The following is a 15,922-nucleotide window of genomic DNA, read 5'->3' as shown; positions in this document are numbered from 1 at the left end:
ACCGTCACCGTGACCATTGGCGGCAACACGTACACCGAGACAGTGCAGAGCGATCTGACCTGGTCCGTGAACGTGCCGGAATCCGTCCTGACGGCGCTGGGCAACGGCGACCTGACGGTGTCTGCGACTGTGACCAACGGCCACGGCAACACGGGAACGGGCGAGCGCGATATCACTATCGACGCCAGCCTGCCGGGGCTGCGCGTGAATACCGTGGCGGGCGATGACGTGATCAACAGCATTGAGCATGGTCAAAACCTGATCGTCTCCGGCACCAGTGACGGGCTGGCGGCAGGCACAACGCTCACCGTGACCGTGAATGGCAAGACCTATGCCGCGTCGGTACTGGCAGACGGCTCCTGGACCGCGGCGATCCCGGCGGCAGACGTGGGCGCTCTGGCCGCAGGCACGATGACCGTCACCGTAGCGGGCCAGAGCACGGCGGGCAACCCGGTCTCCATCAGCCATGACGTGACCGTCGATCTGGCGGCGGTGGCTATCAGCATTGATGCGATTGCCACCGACGACGTGATTAACGCGGCGGAGAAAGGCGTGGATCTGGTGCTCTCCGGCAGCACCTCGAACGTGGAGGAAAACCAGACCGTTACCGTTACCTTCGGCGGCAAGACGTACACCGCGAAGGTGGATGCTGACGGTAACTGGACGGCCACCGTGCCTTCCGCCGATCTCGCGGGCCTGAAGGACGGTGACGCCAGCGTGCAGGTGAGCGTCACCAACGCGCACGGCAACAGCGCCTCGGCGGGCCGCGAATACAGCGTGGACGCGACTGCGCCAACCGTGACCATTGATACGGTAGCCGGCGACAACGTGATCAACGGCAGCGAAGCGGCTGCGGGCGTGGCCATTTCCGGCACCACCACGGCTGAAGTCGGTCAGACGGTCACCGTGACGCTGGGCGGAAACAGCTACACCGCACAGGTTCAGCAGGGCGGCGTCTGGAGCGTGAACGTGCCGGGCACAGACCTTTCCGCACTGGCGGATAACGGTTACACCGTGCAGGTGAGCGTGAGTGACGCCGCGGGTAACCCGGGCAGCGCGGGCAAAGCGATTACGCTCGATACCACGCCGCCGACCGTCAGCTTTAACGTCGTGGCGGGCGATGACGTCATCAACAGCGTTGAGCACGGGCAGGCGCAGGTCGTCAGCGGCACCGCAACCGGCGCCAGCGTCGGCGATAAGCTGATTATCACCATCGGTTCGAATCAGTACACCACCACCGTCGACGCCAGTGGCAAATGGAGCGTGGGCGTTCCGGCCAGCGTGATTTCCGCACTGACCGACGGCACCGTAACCCTCAGCGCGACTATCACCGACAGCGCAGGCAACAGCAGCACTCAGACCCATGACGTGGTGGTAAATACCGCATCGGTCGCGCTGACCGTCAACACCCTCAGTGGTGATGACGTGATCAATGCGGCAGAAGCGGGCGCGTCGCTGGTTATCAACGGTTCCAGTGCGCAGTTCGCCAGCGGTACGCAGGTCACTATCACCCTGAATGGTAAGAGCTATACGGCCACCATTCAGAGCGACGGCGCCTGGCAGACCACCGTTCCGGCCGCCGACGTGGGCGCTCTGGCCGACGGCGCGAGCTACCAGGTTTCTGCTTCGGCGCAGGACAGCGCCGGGAACAGCGCCTCGGCGACGCATACCATCAGCGTGGACACCACCGCGCCGGTGATTAGCGTGAACACGTTGTCGGGCGACGACGTGCTGAATGCGGCGGAAGCTCAGCAGCCGCTCACCGTACACGGCTCTTCCAGCGCGGAAGCAGGCCAGACGGTGACCGTCACGCTGGGCGGAAAAACCTACACTGCGCTTGTCGGCAGCGATGGCACCTGGACGCTGGACGTTCCGGCGGCAGACCTGGTCGCACTGAGCCAGGGTGCGCTGACGGTGACCGCCGTGGTCAACGATAAAGCCGGTAACAGCGGCCAGACGACCCATACCTTAACGGTCGATACCGTCGCACCAGCCGTCACCATCAGCACCGTGGCCGATGACGATATCGTCAACAACGCCGAGCAGCTGGCGGGGCAGACTATTAGCGGGACCACCACCGCGGAGCAGGGCCAGACGGTGACCGTCTCCTTCAACGGGCACAGCTATCAGGCGACCGTTGGAGCAGACGGTTCGTGGTCGGTCTTCGTGCCGGGCCGCGACTTCCTCGGCCTGAGCGATGGGGATTACACCATTACGGCTACGGTGAGCGATAAGGCGGGTAACCCGGGCAGCGCAACACACGACGTGACGCTGAACGGCGACGTGCCGACCATCGTCATTAACACCTTTGCCCAGGACGATATCGTCAACGCCGCCGAGCACGGCACGCCGCTAATTGTCAGCGGCACCACCGACGCGCCTGCGGGCCAGACGGTGACCATTACGCTTAACGGTAAAACCTACACGGCTACCGTTCAAAATGACGGCACCTGGAGCTATACGGTCGGCAGCGCAGACGTGACCGCGCTGGCGGACGGCGGTTCGTACGTGATCAATGCGCAGGTGAGCAACGCCATCGGCAACAGCGCCAGCGATAACCACAGCGTCACCGTGGATCTCACCGCACCGTCAATGGGGATCAGCATTGATTCCCTGCAAAACGATACCGGCCTGAGCGCGAGTGACTTCATCACCAACGATAAGCAGGTGGTGGTGAACGGTTCCCTGACCGCGCAGCTCGGTAATAACGAGAAGGCGCAGATCAGCCTCGACGGCGGCGTCACCTGGATTGACCTGACCGTGACCGGCACCACCTGGCGTTACACCGATGGCCGCACCCTGACGGACGGTACGTACCCGTACCAGGTGCGCGTCATTGATAACGCGGGCAACGTCGGGGCAACGGACAGCCAGGACGTGGTAATCGATCTGACGAAGCCTGCGGCGACGAGCATTACCGTGGATTCCGTCTCGCAGGATACCGGCCTGTCCGACAGCGACTTCATTACCAGCGACAACCAGATTAGCCTGAAAGGGACGCTCGGCGCGGCCCTGGGCAGCGGCGACCACGCGCAGATCAGCCTGGACGGTGGCGCGACCTGGACTGACGTGAGCGTCAGCGGTCTGAGCTGGACCTACGTTGATGGGCGCACGCTGGCCGACGGGGATTACAACTACCAGCTGCGGGTGATTGACGACGCGGGGAATATCAGCGCCACCACCAGCCAGGTGGTGACCATTGATACCGTCTCGCCGGACGCCAGCAAAACGATCGCTATCGACAGCATCAGCGACGATACCGGCCTGAGCAGCAGCGACTTTATCACCAATGATACCTCCCTGACGCTGCACGGCTCGCTCGGCGCAACGCTGGCCGACGGCGAATATGCCCAGATTAGCATCGACGGCGGAGTCAGCTGGCAGAACGTGATCGTCACCGGCAACAGTTGGTACTTCGTGGACGGCCGCACGCTGGGTAACGGCACCTATGACTACTATGTGCGGGTAATAGACATCGCGGGTAACATTGGTGGGTCGGCATATCAGAAGGTGACCGTGGACCTGGTGGCGCCTGATAGTGCGATTACCGTCAGCATTGACAGTATTTCAACCGATACGGGCTATAGCGACAGCGACTTCCTGACTAATGATACGTCACTGACTATCAATGGTTCGATTGGTGCGCCGCTTTCCAGCGGTGAATATGTGCAGATCAGCGTCGATAACGGTTTGACCTGGCAGTATGTCACGATGAATGGCAACCGCTGGAGCTTCATCGATATCCGCGATTTGCCTGAAGGGGAACATACCTATCAAGTTCGGGTTGTAGATTTAGCGGGGAATACAGGCGCAACGGCTGAGCAGGTGGTTACCGTCGATCTGACGCCGTCTAACACCGCAGCGACAATTATTAGCTATACGGATGAGGTAGGCTCATCACGCGGTGAGTTTAGTGCTGGCACGACAACAGACGATCGTTTGCCTGTGCTAAACGGCACGTTGTCTTCCTCGCTTTTGACCGGCGAGCTGGTGCGTGTGTATCGCGCCGACGGCACCTTGCTTGGCGAGGCTGACGTAAACGGTACTTCCTGGTCCTTCGCCTTGACGGATCCGCTGGTAGATGGAGAAAAAGGGGAATTTTATGCGGTCGTTGTCGATGCCGCTGGAAATGAAACCACACCTTCACCTGTGTTTGATTTCACCGTTGATTTGCAAATGTATGTAGAGGTGCAGGATACCCTGGATACCACGCCGATTATCACCGGCCGCGTTGACTTCGAGATCCTCGATGGTGAATACGTTGAAGTGACGGTCAACAATGTGGTTTACAGTTCTCGCAATGGCGTTGTCGTTGTTGATCCTAAGAACAGTACCTGGTACGTGCAGATCCCTGACGCAGACGCCCTGGCGCTAGGCACATATGATGTCAAGGCTGCACTTTACAAAGCTGACGGCACGCAGATCACGGCGGATGACTCCGCGAACGAGCTGACGGTATCACCGACGCCGGAAATAAGTTTTACCTCGACCGCAGCCTCTTCGCAGGATACGGGCACGGCACTGACTCTGGCTGAAGATGGCTCATGGAGGATCCTCAGCAATTCTACGGTCTTTACCCAGAACGCAACCAGTTCGACGACGTTAGGTTCATTCAGCTCCGTCGCAATCAGTGGTCCGGACAGACAGCAGCAATCAACATTTGTCGACTTTGACCGTGATGGCCTGATGGATATCCTCGGTGCAGATACCAGTTATGCAAATGGCCAGCAGTCTTTCAAATACAATGCGGACGGCACCTACACCACCTTCCAGGTGGGTTCTAATGGCGTTGCGGGACAGACAAATGATGTCAATGGCAACACATGGAGTTGGTACGGCGGCGTAATGGGCATTGATATTGATGGGGATGGATTTGTCGACATGGTATACGGCGATGGATCTCCAAACGATTCCAACGCACCGGGTGGCTATGATACGCAAATCGTAATGAACACGGACGGCACTATTATCGGCTTTGACAAAAGTGGTGCTTATGTTGAAACCGCTACAACCCAGGATGGGGTGGCATCGACCAACAATAACAATGCGCAAATGAGCCGCGATCTCTCTGGCGTGGATCTCAACAATGATGGCTATGTCGACATTGTGTATCACGGGACGGTAGGCACCAACTATACCTCAGGCGGAGGCTCCAGCAGTGCGAATACCCGACTGGTGGTCGCGACCAATGGCGTGGATGCAAACGGTAATTATACGCTGACCAATACCCAGATTGTGACGGGGGTTTTCTATGGAAATCAGGGGACGACGAGTAATTATTACACCACTATGACCTGGGCCGACCTTAACGGCGATGGCTATATGGATCTCTTTGTGGGAGGGTTAACCGGTCAGGGTAACGCCACCAGTGCCGTTTTCTACAACGATGGTGCCGGGAATTTAACCGCGGCGGCTAACGGTGTGGGAACCGGGTCGAATGTTCAGACCTTCGGCGACAGCGTAAACAGCATGACCTCGCTGGCGGTGGACTGGAACGGTGATGGCAAGATGGATCTGATCGAGATTGCGGGCGCAGCGGGCAGCACAGTTGCCACTAACGCCAACAATATCGGCATGCTCTGGCTCAACAATGGTGTGAACGCCGGTACAGGGCAGGTTAACTGGTCATCGCAAACGCTGTTAACGGGCGCAAATCAGGGCAGCACTAACGTCACCACGGGAGCACTAGCGCTCGACCTTGATTATGATGGCGATCGCGATTTAGTCGTGTTCCGCGCGGCGGGTGGCAAGACGGAGTACATCGAAAATACCAGTACCATCAACGATGGAACCAGCATCATTCTGCGTATTTCTGACGCCAACGGTATTAACGCCTTCTATGGTAATACGGTACTGCTGGTAGACGAGAGTACCGGTAAAGTTGTTAGTTCACAGGTCATTAACCCGCAGGGCGGCGTGAACATGAACGATTCGACAGGGCTGGTGTATTTCTACGGTCTTGATGCGAGCAAGTCTTACAGCGCTGTACTGCTTTCTAATGCTAATGACTTTGGCGGTGTTTCGTCCGTCAGTTTCGACTCTTCCGGGACAACGAATACCATCGAGAACGTCAACGCTTCCTGGGCGGGACTCAAAGCGGTAGAGAAGAACCATGCCTATGTATTGACCGCAGAAAATGGGGATGCAGTCGTTGATAGCGCCCAGGCCGCAACGGATGGAAGCAATTCAGTAGGTATTGTAGGAACAGGTTACAACGACACGCTATACGCAACGGCCGGTACGCATATTTATAACGGTGGCGGCGGTAGCCGCGTGGTATCCGATGTGAACGTCTGGACCGCCGAAGGGGGAATGGATATTGTCGATTACAAGCTCGCTGGTTCGACAGCGCTGAATATCGATCTCAGTAAGACCGGTATGCAAGATACAGGTTTTGGTTCTGCACGGTTTGTCAACATTGAAGGGCTGGCTGGTGGAAATGGTGACGATGTCTTTACAGGCAATACCGCGGATAACTTCTTTGAAGGCCGCGGCGGTAACGACACCTTCAGCATCGGCAGCGGCGGTCAGGACACGCTGCTCTATAAGCTGATCAACGCGTCTGACGCGACCGGCGGCAACGGTAGCGATGTGGTGAACGGCTTTACTGTCGGTACCTGGGAAGGGACGGCGGACACGGACCGCATCGATCTGCGCGACCTGCTTTCCGACAGCGGCTATACCGGCACCGGCTCGGCGAGCTACGTGAACGGCGTGGCGACGCTGGACAGTAGCGCGGGCAACATTGCTGACTACATCCGCGTGGTGCAGAACGGCAGCAACACCGAGATCCAGGTTGACCTCGACGGGACGGGCGGCCAGTTCTCGCCAACCACCCTGGTGACGCTGAATGGCGTGCAGACGGATCTGGCGACGCTGCTGGCAAATCATCAACTGTTAATTGCGTAAAACAACGCCGCGGGGAGCGATCCTCGCGGCTTTTTGCGTTTCTTTACATTAATAGCCATAACCCTCTATTTCACAAGATTATTTTGCGGGCTTGTTTAGGTAACGTTCGATTTCTAATCATCTCGCAAAGGTATCATTTCAGTGCGAAATCATCGCCCTGAACAGGACGTAGCATTATGAAGACACATCCACAGTACGAACCCTGGTTGCAGGGCATGCTCATCATCGCTAAGCACTATCGGCTGGATTTTTCGGCGGAGCATGTTCGGGTCACGATTAACCATGAAAGCCAGTCTTCGCGCCAGCTGGTGCTGGAGGAGATGGCGCGCCAGCTTGGGCTGGGGATGCGTTGGGTAGCGGCGGAAGCCGTATCGCTCGACCCGTGGCGCTTACCGCTGCTGGCGGAGTTCACCGGCGGGCAAATCGCGGTCATCAACCGTATGGACAACGAAGGGAACATCAGCGTGCAGTTCAGCGGCGACGGCGGCCTGGAGACGACGCTGACGCGTGACGAACTCGGTTCGCGGTTAAAAGGGCTGATGGTGCTGCGTCCCCTGGAGTCCACGCCGGATGCGCGCGTGGATGATTACATCAAACCCTATGAGAAAAACTGGTTCTGGCAGCTGGCGCTGAAAGACTGGCGTCGTTACAGCGATATTATGCTGGTGGCGCTGGTCGCCAACGTGCTGGCGCTCTCCGGCATGGTCTTTTCCATGCAGGTGTATGACAGGGTGGTGCCGTCCCAGTCGGAAGCCACGCTGTGGGTGCTGTTTGGCGGCGTGATGATCGCTATCGTGTTTGAATTCATCATGCGCATGCTGCGGGTGCATATTTCGGATGTGGTAGGGAAACGCGCCGACCTGCGTATTTCCGAGCGCGTGTTTGCCCACGCCCTGAGGATTAAAAACGGCGCACGGTCGAAATCGACCGGGTCGTTTATCGCCCAGATCCGCGAGCTGGAGTCGGTGCGGGAGCTGATCACCTCCACCACCATTGCGGCCATCTCCGATCTGCCGTTCTTCCTGCTGTTCGTCTTCATTCTGTGGATGATTGGCGGCCCGCTGGTGCTGGTGGTGCTGCTGGCCGTGCCGCTGCTGCTCATTCCCGGCCTGCTGGTGCAGCGCCCGCTGGGAAAACTCTCCAGCGAAGGGATGCGTGAATCGGCGATTCGTAACGCCACGCTGGTGGAAGCGGTGCAGGGGCTTGAGGACATCAAGCTGATGCGCGCCGAGCAGCGGTTCCAGAACCAGTGGAATAACACCAATGACGTTGCCGCCAGCGTCGGCATGAAACAGCGCTGGCTGACGGGGCTGCTGCTGACCTGGACCCAGGAGGTGCAATCTATCGTCTACGCCGTGGTGCTGCTGGTGGGCTGTTACCTGGTCATCAGCGGCGACATGACCACCGGTGCGCTGGTGGGCACCTCGATTCTGGCGTCCCGCACCATTGCGCCGCTGTCGCAGATTTCCGGCGTGCTCTCCCGCTGGCAGTCAGCAAAGGTGGCCCGCAAGGGACTGGATGACCTGATGCAGCGTCCGATTGACGATCCCCAGCACGGCAAAAAAGTGCATAAAGCCCACCTGCGCGGTGATTATCAGCTGGACGACGTCGGGTTTTATTACGACGAAGAAGAGAAGCTCACCGTGCTGAACGTCAGCAAACTGCACATTCGCGCCGGGGAGCGCGTGGCGGTGCTCGGGCGGAATGGTTCGGGGAAAAGCACCTTGCTGCACCTGCTGGCGGGAATGCAGGAGCCACAGCAGGGCAGCATTTTGCTGGACGATATTGCTCTCAATCATCTTGACCCGGCTGACGTACGCCGCGATATGCAGCTGCTCAGTCAGCAGGCGAGGCTGTTCTTCGGCTCCGTACGCGACAACATCCTGATGGGTAATCCGCTGGCGACAGACGAGGAAATCCATCAGGCGCTGGTCAACAGCGGCGCGCTGGAGTTTGTGCGCAAGCAGAAAATGGGGCTGAACACCATCATCAACGAGGGCGGAATGGGGCTTTCCGGCGGGCAACGTCAGGCGCTGCTGCTGGCCCGCGCGCTGATCACCTCGCCGAATATTCTGCTGCTGGATGAACCCACTGCCTGGCTGGATGAGGTCAGCGAGAAGCAGTTTATCCAGCATCTGCACCAGTGGCTCGGTAAGCGCCGGACGCTGGTGGTGGCGACGCATCGTCTGCCGATTCTGGACCTGGTTGACCGCATCATCGTGCTGGAAAACGGCAAAGTGGTGATGGATGGCCCTCGTGATGCCATTTTACGCCAGCACGGAATGGCCCCGCAGCAGGCGCCGCAGCGCACGGTTAAACTGAAAACGGAGGGCGTGGCATGAATGATTTCTCCCGCTTTAATAGCCGACTGAAGGAGCCCCGCCTGCTGCGATCGTCGCTGGTGGCATGGTCGCTGTTTGCCCTGCTGGTGGTGTTTATTACCTGGGCCAGCCTGTTCCAGCTGGATGAGGTCACTACGGGCAGTGGCAAGGTGATCCCTTCCTCCCACGAGCAGGTGATCCAGTCCCTGGAAGGGGGGATTATCCACAGTCTGATGGTGCGCGAAGGCGATATCGTCGAGCGTGGTCAACAGCTTGCCCAACTGGACCGGACGAAAACCGAGTCAAGCGTGCTTGAGAGCGAGTCTCGATTAAATGCTGCGATGGCGACAGCCGCGCGTCTGAATGCTGAAGTGAACGACACCGGGCTGACATTCCCGGCAGAGCTGGATGACGACGTTGAGCTGGTTAAACAGGAAACGGCGCTTTACCAGTCTCGTCGCGAAAGCCTTGAAAAAGGGCTGGCGGGTTTACGCCAGGGAGCGGATCTCGTGCAGCGTGAACTGGCATTAACGCGCCCGCTGGTGACGCAGGGGGCGGCCAGTAAGGTCGAAGTTTTACGCCTTGAACGCCAAAAAAATGAGCTGGAGAGCAAAATCACCGAGATGAAAAACCAGTACTACGTTCGCGCCCGCGAAGAACTGGCGAAAGCGAACGCGGAAATCGAAGCGCAGCGTTCGGTGATGAAAGGGCGCGAAGACTCACTCACCCGCTTAACGTTTAATGCGCCGGTGCGTGGCATCGTGAAAGACATTGACGTGACGACGGTTGGCGGGGTGATCCCGCCGAACGGCAAACTGATGAGCCTGGTACCGCTTGATGACCAGATGGTGATAGAAGCGAAAATCTCGCCGCGCGATGTCGCGTTTATCCATCCCGGGCAAAAAGCGCTGGTGAAAATCACCGCTTATGACTACTCCATTTACGGCGGGCTGGAGGGGGAGGTGACGATGATTTCACCGGATACCCTTCAGGACGAGGTGAAACGGGATGTTTATTATTATCGCGTTTATATCCGTACAGACAGTAACCATCTGACTAACCGGCAGGGCAAGGAATTCCCGGTGTTTCCGGGCATGATAGCTACGGTTGATATCAAAACCGGCAGTAAATCCGTCATTGATTATCTGCTGAAACCGTTAAATAAGGCAAAAGAGGCGCTGCGCGAGCGATAAAAAAGGCGCTCAGCAAGCCGAACGCCCGTCAGATCAGAGTGTAGACGTCATGTTGACAGCATGGCGTCGTTCTTTTGGCACCACATTGATGTAATGTGTGACATAGGCAAAATATAAACCGGCATAATTTTCGACAAGTTCGATAAATGCCGGGTAAATGGACATCCGGCCATCGCCGCGATCTTTAAGATAACCTGCCTCCTGTGCCGATTTGATAATGCGGTTGACGTGAATACGCGAGACGAAAAATTCTTTTGCAAGTGTGCTGGCTGAATACGCTATTATGGCACCGTATGCTGTTTTGTTTTTAATGGCCTGCAAATAGAGATAGAGCATAATCATTCGGCCACCATCCTTATCAATAAATAAACCCACCTCCGGAAGTACTTTACTGAATGTTAATCCGCGGAAAAGGTATTCTGCGGCGCGCCGGAAAAAGTTGTGCCTGAGAGTGTCATTGTCCAGAAGATTAACATTAATGTTGAATGTCGGATAAAGAATGCTAACAGGCGTGAACGCCCCGGACATATAGCGTTTAAGCTCATCCAGTCCTTTTTCCGTAGGCGCGATTTTTGTTTTTCGCCGATCTTCGGTACAGCGCCAGGTCTTAATTCGCCCGGTGGTTTTAAGTATGGTGATGATCGCAATAACGCTGTTAGGGCTGGCGATATTATAGCGTGAGCACAGTGCCTTAATCTCCGAGACCGACTCAGCCTGATTGCCAAAAACAAAACAACATATTGAGAGTATTATATTGAACCGTGATTCCTGAAGCATCGTTTTGTAGAACAGGGGTTGTTTTTTATAAATGGCGTCATTGATTCTGTAATGTTCTGTTATAGCTTCACTAAATCGCGGGTTGTTTTTAATGACATCCCGTCGATGTAGCAAAGCTCTGGATGAGATGTGATTATCCATAGCATTTTCTCTTTTTTGTCTGAGCCGATGAGAAGAAGTGTCCGGACTTCTTTTTCGGAATTTTCATTATACCTTGAGAAAGTCCTGGTTACTGTTGTTATATGAAAAGAAAATGATATTTATGCTGCATATGGATGAGTCGGTTGATTAACGCAAAGATGTTCATGTGCATAACATTGATAACGGTTTATTAACCAAATGGGGTGCGGTAAAATTATTCAATGCGACAAGAAATATTGGCTTTAATTACATATGGGAATGATGTTTGTATTCTCAGGAGCAGGTTATGTCTCAAAATTTACCTTCTGTGCAAGGTACTTCCTACAAGCAACGGTTTGTTATTTCAGCCTGCGGTTTCACCTTTGAAGGGTATAGCCTGCTTCTGAAATCTCGAGGCGTACACGCCACGCGACTCCATTTTGAAGAGGATGAAATATGTTCCGTTGACGTTGAAAAAATGATGGAAAATCAATCGCCCGAGGTTTCGGTTTTCCTTGGTCGTGACGTTGCTACTTTTCTTGAAAGCCTGAAGCGCTTGGTATCCGTTCTGAATGCACTGCCGGTGATTTGCAGGGTCACCCTGTATGGTGCACTACCTGAGCGATGGCTTAATGCAACATTGAGAAGTCTCGTTAATAATACAAAAAAGCTTTCCACGATCAGGGTAGAGAATATTACAGAAATAATGGGCTTTGTAAAAAATGAGACAGATGAGCGTGCTGGCCCTTCACGCTTGTTGCGTAACGTACCGGACAAGGAGGTTAAAGAAAATTTGCATGGGTTAACACATCGCGAGTTAACCGTGCTACTGAATTTCTATCGGGGTATTTCCATAAAAGAGCAGAGTAAGAGGTTAGGGCTGTCAGATAAAACTATTTATACCCATCGCAAGGTGGGTTTGGGTAAATTATATATTATCAGAGTATGGTTTAGCGACTCTCGCGTTTTCAGAGATGAGGTTTGTGCAGGAAAAAATAAAACAAAAGTGTTTTCGGAAACGGAAATAGATATATTACAAGCGTTACATAAACGGGAAATCTTTGCGGCTTATCAAATTATCACTGATAGTGATAAAAAAGGAGTTGGATTTGAAATCCTGCTGCGCTGGCATAAAAAAGGTGAGATCCTGAAGCCAGCCTATTTTCTGGGAGGGATAAAAAATAGTGAAATATGGCTCAAGCTAACGGCGTTAGTCATCCATGCGGCCGTATCAGGTATCAATAAATACAATGGAAAATATTATTTTTCAGTTAACATTCCTCCTCAACTTGCTTCGGGAAACGCGCTGCCGGGGATGGCCAAAAAGGCCGTCGAAATGTTACTCAAACCGCAGTGGGCCGGGAAACTAGTCTTTGAACTAGCTGAAACGATTGACGTAACAAAGGATAAAAATATTCCCGAAACACTCCAGCGTTTACGCGCCGAGGGATGTCGGCTTTTTCTGGATGACTGTTTTTCAAAATATCATGCTATGCTGCCCATCAGACTGATTAATGTTGATGGACTAAAGCTTGATCGCGATATTGTTGAGCACTTTGTGGCTAACGACAAAGACTATAGCATTATTAAAGCGATACAGGTTTACAGCGACATGACGGGGACCGAATGTGTTGCGGAAGGCGTCGATAGCGAAGAAAAATTTGAAAAACTTGTCGCGTTAGGGGTTAAGCGATTCCAGGGTTATTATCTTTCCCGCGCGGTTAAAGAAGAAGAGTTGGATCGAATGGTACGGCTATTTAGTTAACGGCTTCACTATGCTGGTGGTCCGACAGACTACAGTATTCGACCACCAGTAAAAAACACTCACTCACCGTCGCAATAGTGTATTCTCAGATATCATCACGCGTAAAGCCGACAACAATTTCAAGTGTGTTGCGAATGACATCGCAGGCTTCAGGCTCCTCGGTAATTTCAAGGGCGTGAATCAGTTGCAGGATGATCTCTTTATTCGAAAGGTTGTCACCGGTCAGCATAATACAGCGTATTGCCGAGCCTAACACTTCAACTTCACCACTGAGATGCTTTCCAGCATTAAGAAAGTGTTCCGCCAGTCCTTTATCGTGCAGGGCTTCAAAATTATACGTCTGGTGCATAGTCGCTTTACTCATGGTGGTCACCGTCTCGGTTAAAATTAGTGTTTCTTATTTGGGCTCAGAAGCGTGTTGTGAGTAAAGAGAGAGCGCATGCGGCCAATTTCATAATCGCTCATCACTCTTCCCCGGTCGTGCGATACGCCGGTTACACGCTGGCGCACTTCATCTTCAGCGGCAATCAATGCATTTTTACGCTCATCATTTGATTCAACGTTAGCCATCGCCAGCAGGCGATTAGCAAGAGACGCAAAGGTAATAGGCCCGTTCTCTTTCAGTATGGATAATACGGCCTCACCGATAAGGTCATCCTTAAGTCGTTCAAATTTAGTTCTATGCATAGCTTAATCTCACTCTGCTACACGCGGCTGTAGCATGGGGTTAGTCATCGCATCCAGATGCTCTATTCTCACTCAGCATGACTAACTTAGTAAGTTAAAAACAGTGTTCAGGTTAACGCTCGAAGAAGAGGGCTATCAAACCGTTATAGTGCGCTTTCTCAACGTCAGACGTTGATTCTTCAATTCTGCGCAACAGCTTTGTACAAATTGTCATTCTGCTCAGTTGTACATTTTCTTTGATGATCTCACTGACGATGGCACCAAGGGTTTCCTGCTGTGTTGGGACGTTATCCTTGTTAAAATACAAGGTTATAGCGCTTTCTGCTGTAGAGGGAGCATGGTTGCGACGCATAATTTTCCACCGTTGACAAACAATTTTGTAACATCACTGGCATCGAATTTATACTATCCGGTCAAATCTGTACATCTAAATTGTACAAGTTTTTCGTGCGGTTCGGGGATTTGTCATAAGAACTATCAAAATTAGGGGGGGAAGAGAGGGAGAAAAACGTGGGGCATAGAAAAGGCCCCGGAGGGCCTGAAATTATTTCCGTCCCAGCAGAAGTCCCAGAACGATGCCTACCGCACCCGCAGCGATTAAGCCCGTTAACGGGTTATTTCTGACGGCTTCAGTAACATCCGAGACGGCATCACTGGCCTGGGCTGCATATTTTTTCGCTGCACCTTTCACCTGATGTTTAGGGGAATCAACGAATTCACCAAACTGCTGCTGCGCAGAGCCGGATAATTCATCAAGTTTGTTTTTGGCTTTATCGCCAGCGTATTGTGCATTTTTATCAGTGTCGAAATCAGACATTCCAGCCTCCTTTTGTTGATAGTCTAAGGATAGACGCTGATGGCAAGAGTGAGAGAGAATTCGCTAAAATCGACGCCTGATTACCTCTTTTTAGGATATGTCTTTCTTACATGTCCACCATAACGCCCTAAGGATGGAGTGGATAAATATTTCCCTCGCCGTCTCTGTCTACGTAGCGGGAAGAGACTATTTCTCTCGTGCGTTAGCGCGAAAGGTAATGTAATAGCCAAGGGATGCGGCCAGGCACAGCATATAGCCGAACGATTCCGAACCTTCCTCCACGGCGTTTTTCAAGACACGCATATAGCCATGCTCCAGGATGGCGTGCCACAGCACCTGCATTCCAAAGAGGCGGGAGAAGACCAGTACAGCCAGCAGGCCGCTCAACAGAATACCGTACCAGGGGGATTGGGTATATTTTGCCAGCTGTTCCAGGGTAGCGCGAAAATGCATAACGGGGCGAATTAACGCCAGCAGAGCGGTAATCAGCGCGAACCACACCCAACTCCCATGAGAAATGAGATCAAAAAGCGCGTCCAGCTCACGAATTAGCATTGTCAGGAAAAATCCACCCACCAGAATATTGCAGTAACGCATGGATTCGTTCATTTTCGCCAGACGAAAATGGAGAAAAACGATAGTCGCTAATACCGTTTCCTGCATAATTTCGGTCAGTGATAATTCCGGAATATCATGGCCGACAAACCGCATATCAACCCAAAGACAAAGTATAATAAGCGCGCATGCGACCGCCGCGCCAACAAAGAATAAAAAGCTCTTTAGTACAATCATTAACACCACCATTTTGTTTGTAGCAGTATGTTAGGTGACGAGAATGTTATTTCTGTTCACATCGTGCCATATAAGTGCGGAATTTTAACATTACGAGCTAAATAGGATTCGTAGCGGCCAGAATAAACCCTAAATATCTTTTGTTCCTTGCCGGCGATGTGCTCATTGCAGCGTCTCTATCTTGTGGTTTACAGAGCAATAACATACGAGGTACCATACCCCCCTATAGTATCAGGAGGGCGTATGCCGCATTCACCCGAAGATAAAAAACGTATTCTGACCCGCGTCCGCCGCATTCGAGGCCAGGTTGATGCCCTTGAACGCGCCCTGGAGTCGGGCGATCCCTGTCTCGCCATTCTGCAGCAAATAGCCGCCGTGCGCGGTGCTGCCAATGGCCTGATGGGTGAAATGGTTGAAATTCACCTCAAAGATGAGCTGGTGACGGGGGAGACCACCCCGGATCAGCGGGCAGTGCGGATGGCGGAAGTCGGCCATTTGCTGCGCTCTTATCTAAAATAAACCCACACACCTCACAACAAGG

Annotated in this window: 11 protein-coding genes; 5 read left to right on the top strand and 6 right to left on the bottom strand. The window is 53.7% G+C overall.

Annotation, left to right across the window (positions count from 1 at the left end; genetic code table 11):
* The 3 genes from ACOT0L_RS09385 to ACOT0L_RS09375 form a co-directional block, all read left to right on the top strand.
* The coding region (locus ACOT0L_RS09385; RefSeq protein WP_421637256.1) for an Ig-like domain-containing protein at positions 1-6,909 on the top strand (6,909 nt) is incomplete at its 5' end.
* Positions 6,910-7,085: 176 nt separating this feature from the next.
* Entirely contained in the window at positions 7,086-9,251 is a 2,166-nt protein-coding gene (locus ACOT0L_RS09380; RefSeq protein WP_126503037.1) for a type I secretion system permease/ATPase, read from the top strand.
* Positions 9,248-10,423: an HlyD family type I secretion periplasmic adaptor subunit gene (locus tag ACOT0L_RS09375; protein WP_126503036.1), complete on the top strand. Its 1,176-nt coding sequence runs from the start codon at positions 9,248-9,250 to the stop codon at positions 10,421-10,423. The genes ACOT0L_RS09380 and ACOT0L_RS09375 overlap by 4 nt, the downstream gene beginning before the upstream one ends.
* Positions 10,424-10,456: 33 nt before the next feature.
* On the opposite strand, the gene ACOT0L_RS09370 is transcribed toward ACOT0L_RS09375, so the two are convergent.
* Positions 10,457-11,341 (bottom strand): hypothetical protein, encoded by an 885-nt coding sequence (locus tag ACOT0L_RS09370; protein WP_048966891.1) that lies wholly within the window; start codon positions 11,339-11,341, stop codon positions 10,457-10,459.
* A 286-nt stretch (positions 11,342-11,627) separates the two neighbouring features.
* Between ACOT0L_RS09370 and ACOT0L_RS09365 the strand changes: the two genes are divergently transcribed.
* Complete coding sequence (locus tag ACOT0L_RS09365; RefSeq protein ID WP_126503035.1) at positions 11,628-13,085, top strand: EAL domain-containing protein; 1,458 nt, start codon at positions 11,628-11,630, stop codon at positions 13,083-13,085.
* A gap of 85 nt (positions 13,086-13,170) precedes the next feature.
* Here ACOT0L_RS09365 and ACOT0L_RS09360 read toward each other — a convergent pair whose 3' ends face one another.
* The 5 genes from ACOT0L_RS09360 to ACOT0L_RS09340 form a co-directional block, all read right to left on the bottom strand.
* Positions 13,171-13,449 (bottom strand): biofilm development regulator YmgB/AriR family protein, encoded by a 279-nt coding sequence (locus ACOT0L_RS09360; protein ID WP_075208094.1) that lies wholly within the window; start codon positions 13,447-13,449, stop codon positions 13,171-13,173.
* Positions 13,450-13,472: 23 nt separating this feature from the next.
* The gene (locus tag ACOT0L_RS09355) at positions 13,473-13,772 is read right to left on the bottom strand and encodes a hypothetical protein (protein WP_126489976.1); all 300 of its coding nucleotides are present in this window, start codon (positions 13,770-13,772) and stop codon (positions 13,473-13,475) included.
* Between the two features lie 112 nt (positions 13,773-13,884).
* Positions 13,885-14,124 carry a regulatory protein YcgZ gene (gene ycgZ / locus ACOT0L_RS09350; RefSeq protein ID WP_003857265.1) on the bottom strand — a complete coding sequence of 80 codons (240 nt, stop codon included), beginning with the start codon at positions 14,122-14,124 and terminating at the stop codon, positions 13,885-13,887.
* A 192-nt stretch (positions 14,125-14,316) separates the two neighbouring features.
* Positions 14,317-14,589 carry a DUF883 family protein gene (locus tag ACOT0L_RS09345; protein ID WP_003857263.1) on the bottom strand — a complete coding sequence of 91 codons (273 nt, stop codon included), beginning with the start codon at positions 14,587-14,589 and terminating at the stop codon, positions 14,317-14,319.
* Positions 14,590-14,775: 186 nt separating this feature from the next.
* Positions 14,776-15,381 (bottom strand): transporter, encoded by a 606-nt coding sequence (locus ACOT0L_RS09340; protein WP_126503034.1) that lies wholly within the window; start codon positions 15,379-15,381, stop codon positions 14,776-14,778.
* Positions 15,382-15,624: 243 nt separating this feature from the next.
* On the opposite strand from ACOT0L_RS09340, the gene ACOT0L_RS09335 reads away from it, so the two are divergent.
* On the top strand, positions 15,625-15,900 hold the full coding sequence (locus ACOT0L_RS09335) for a metal/formaldehyde-sensitive transcriptional repressor (RefSeq protein ID WP_003857256.1): 276 nt from the start codon (positions 15,625-15,627) through the stop codon (positions 15,898-15,900).
* Positions 15,901-15,922: the final 22 nt, after the last annotated feature.

Origin of the sequence: Enterobacter cloacae complex sp. XAL002 (assembly GCF_049236805.1) — a bacterium.
In the GTDB taxonomy this organism is placed as follows: Bacteria; Pseudomonadota; Gammaproteobacteria; order Enterobacterales; family Enterobacteriaceae; genus Enterobacter; species Enterobacter intestinihominis.
Note: the sequence above shows the minus strand (reverse complement) of the source record. Positions and strands in the feature narration are given on the sequence as shown.

What these genes read in the sequence shown, in the direction of transcription:
- ACOT0L_RS09380 (WP_126503037.1), top strand. Translation starts at nt 7,086, where the DNA reads ATGAAGACACATCCACAGTACGAACCCTGGTTGCAGGGCATGCTCATC.
- ACOT0L_RS09375 (WP_126503036.1), top strand. Translation starts at nt 9,248, where the DNA reads ATGAATGATTTCTCCCGCTTTAATAGCCGACTGAAGGAGCCCCGCCTG.
- ACOT0L_RS09370 (WP_048966891.1), bottom strand. Translation starts at nt 11,341, where the DNA reads ATGGATAATCACATCTCATCCAGAGCTTTGCTACATCGACGGGATGTC.
- ACOT0L_RS09365 (WP_126503035.1), top strand. Translation starts at nt 11,628, where the DNA reads ATGTCTCAAAATTTACCTTCTGTGCAAGGTACTTCCTACAAGCAACGG.
- ACOT0L_RS09360 (WP_075208094.1), bottom strand. Translation starts at nt 13,449, where the DNA reads ATGAGTAAAGCGACTATGCACCAGACGTATAATTTTGAAGCCCTGCAC.
- ACOT0L_RS09355 (WP_126489976.1), bottom strand. Translation starts at nt 13,772, where the DNA reads ATGCATAGAACTAAATTTGAACGACTTAAGGATGACCTTATCGGTGAG.
- ycgZ (WP_003857265.1), bottom strand. Translation starts at nt 14,124, where the DNA reads ATGCGTCGCAACCATGCTCCCTCTACAGCAGAAAGCGCTATAACCTTG.
- ACOT0L_RS09345 (WP_003857263.1), bottom strand. Translation starts at nt 14,589, where the DNA reads ATGTCTGATTTCGACACTGATAAAAATGCACAATACGCTGGCGATAAA.
- ACOT0L_RS09340 (WP_126503034.1), bottom strand. Translation starts at nt 15,381, where the DNA reads ATGATTGTACTAAAGAGCTTTTTATTCTTTGTTGGCGCGGCGGTCGCA.
- ACOT0L_RS09335 (WP_003857256.1), top strand. Translation starts at nt 15,625, where the DNA reads ATGCCGCATTCACCCGAAGATAAAAAACGTATTCTGACCCGCGTCCGC.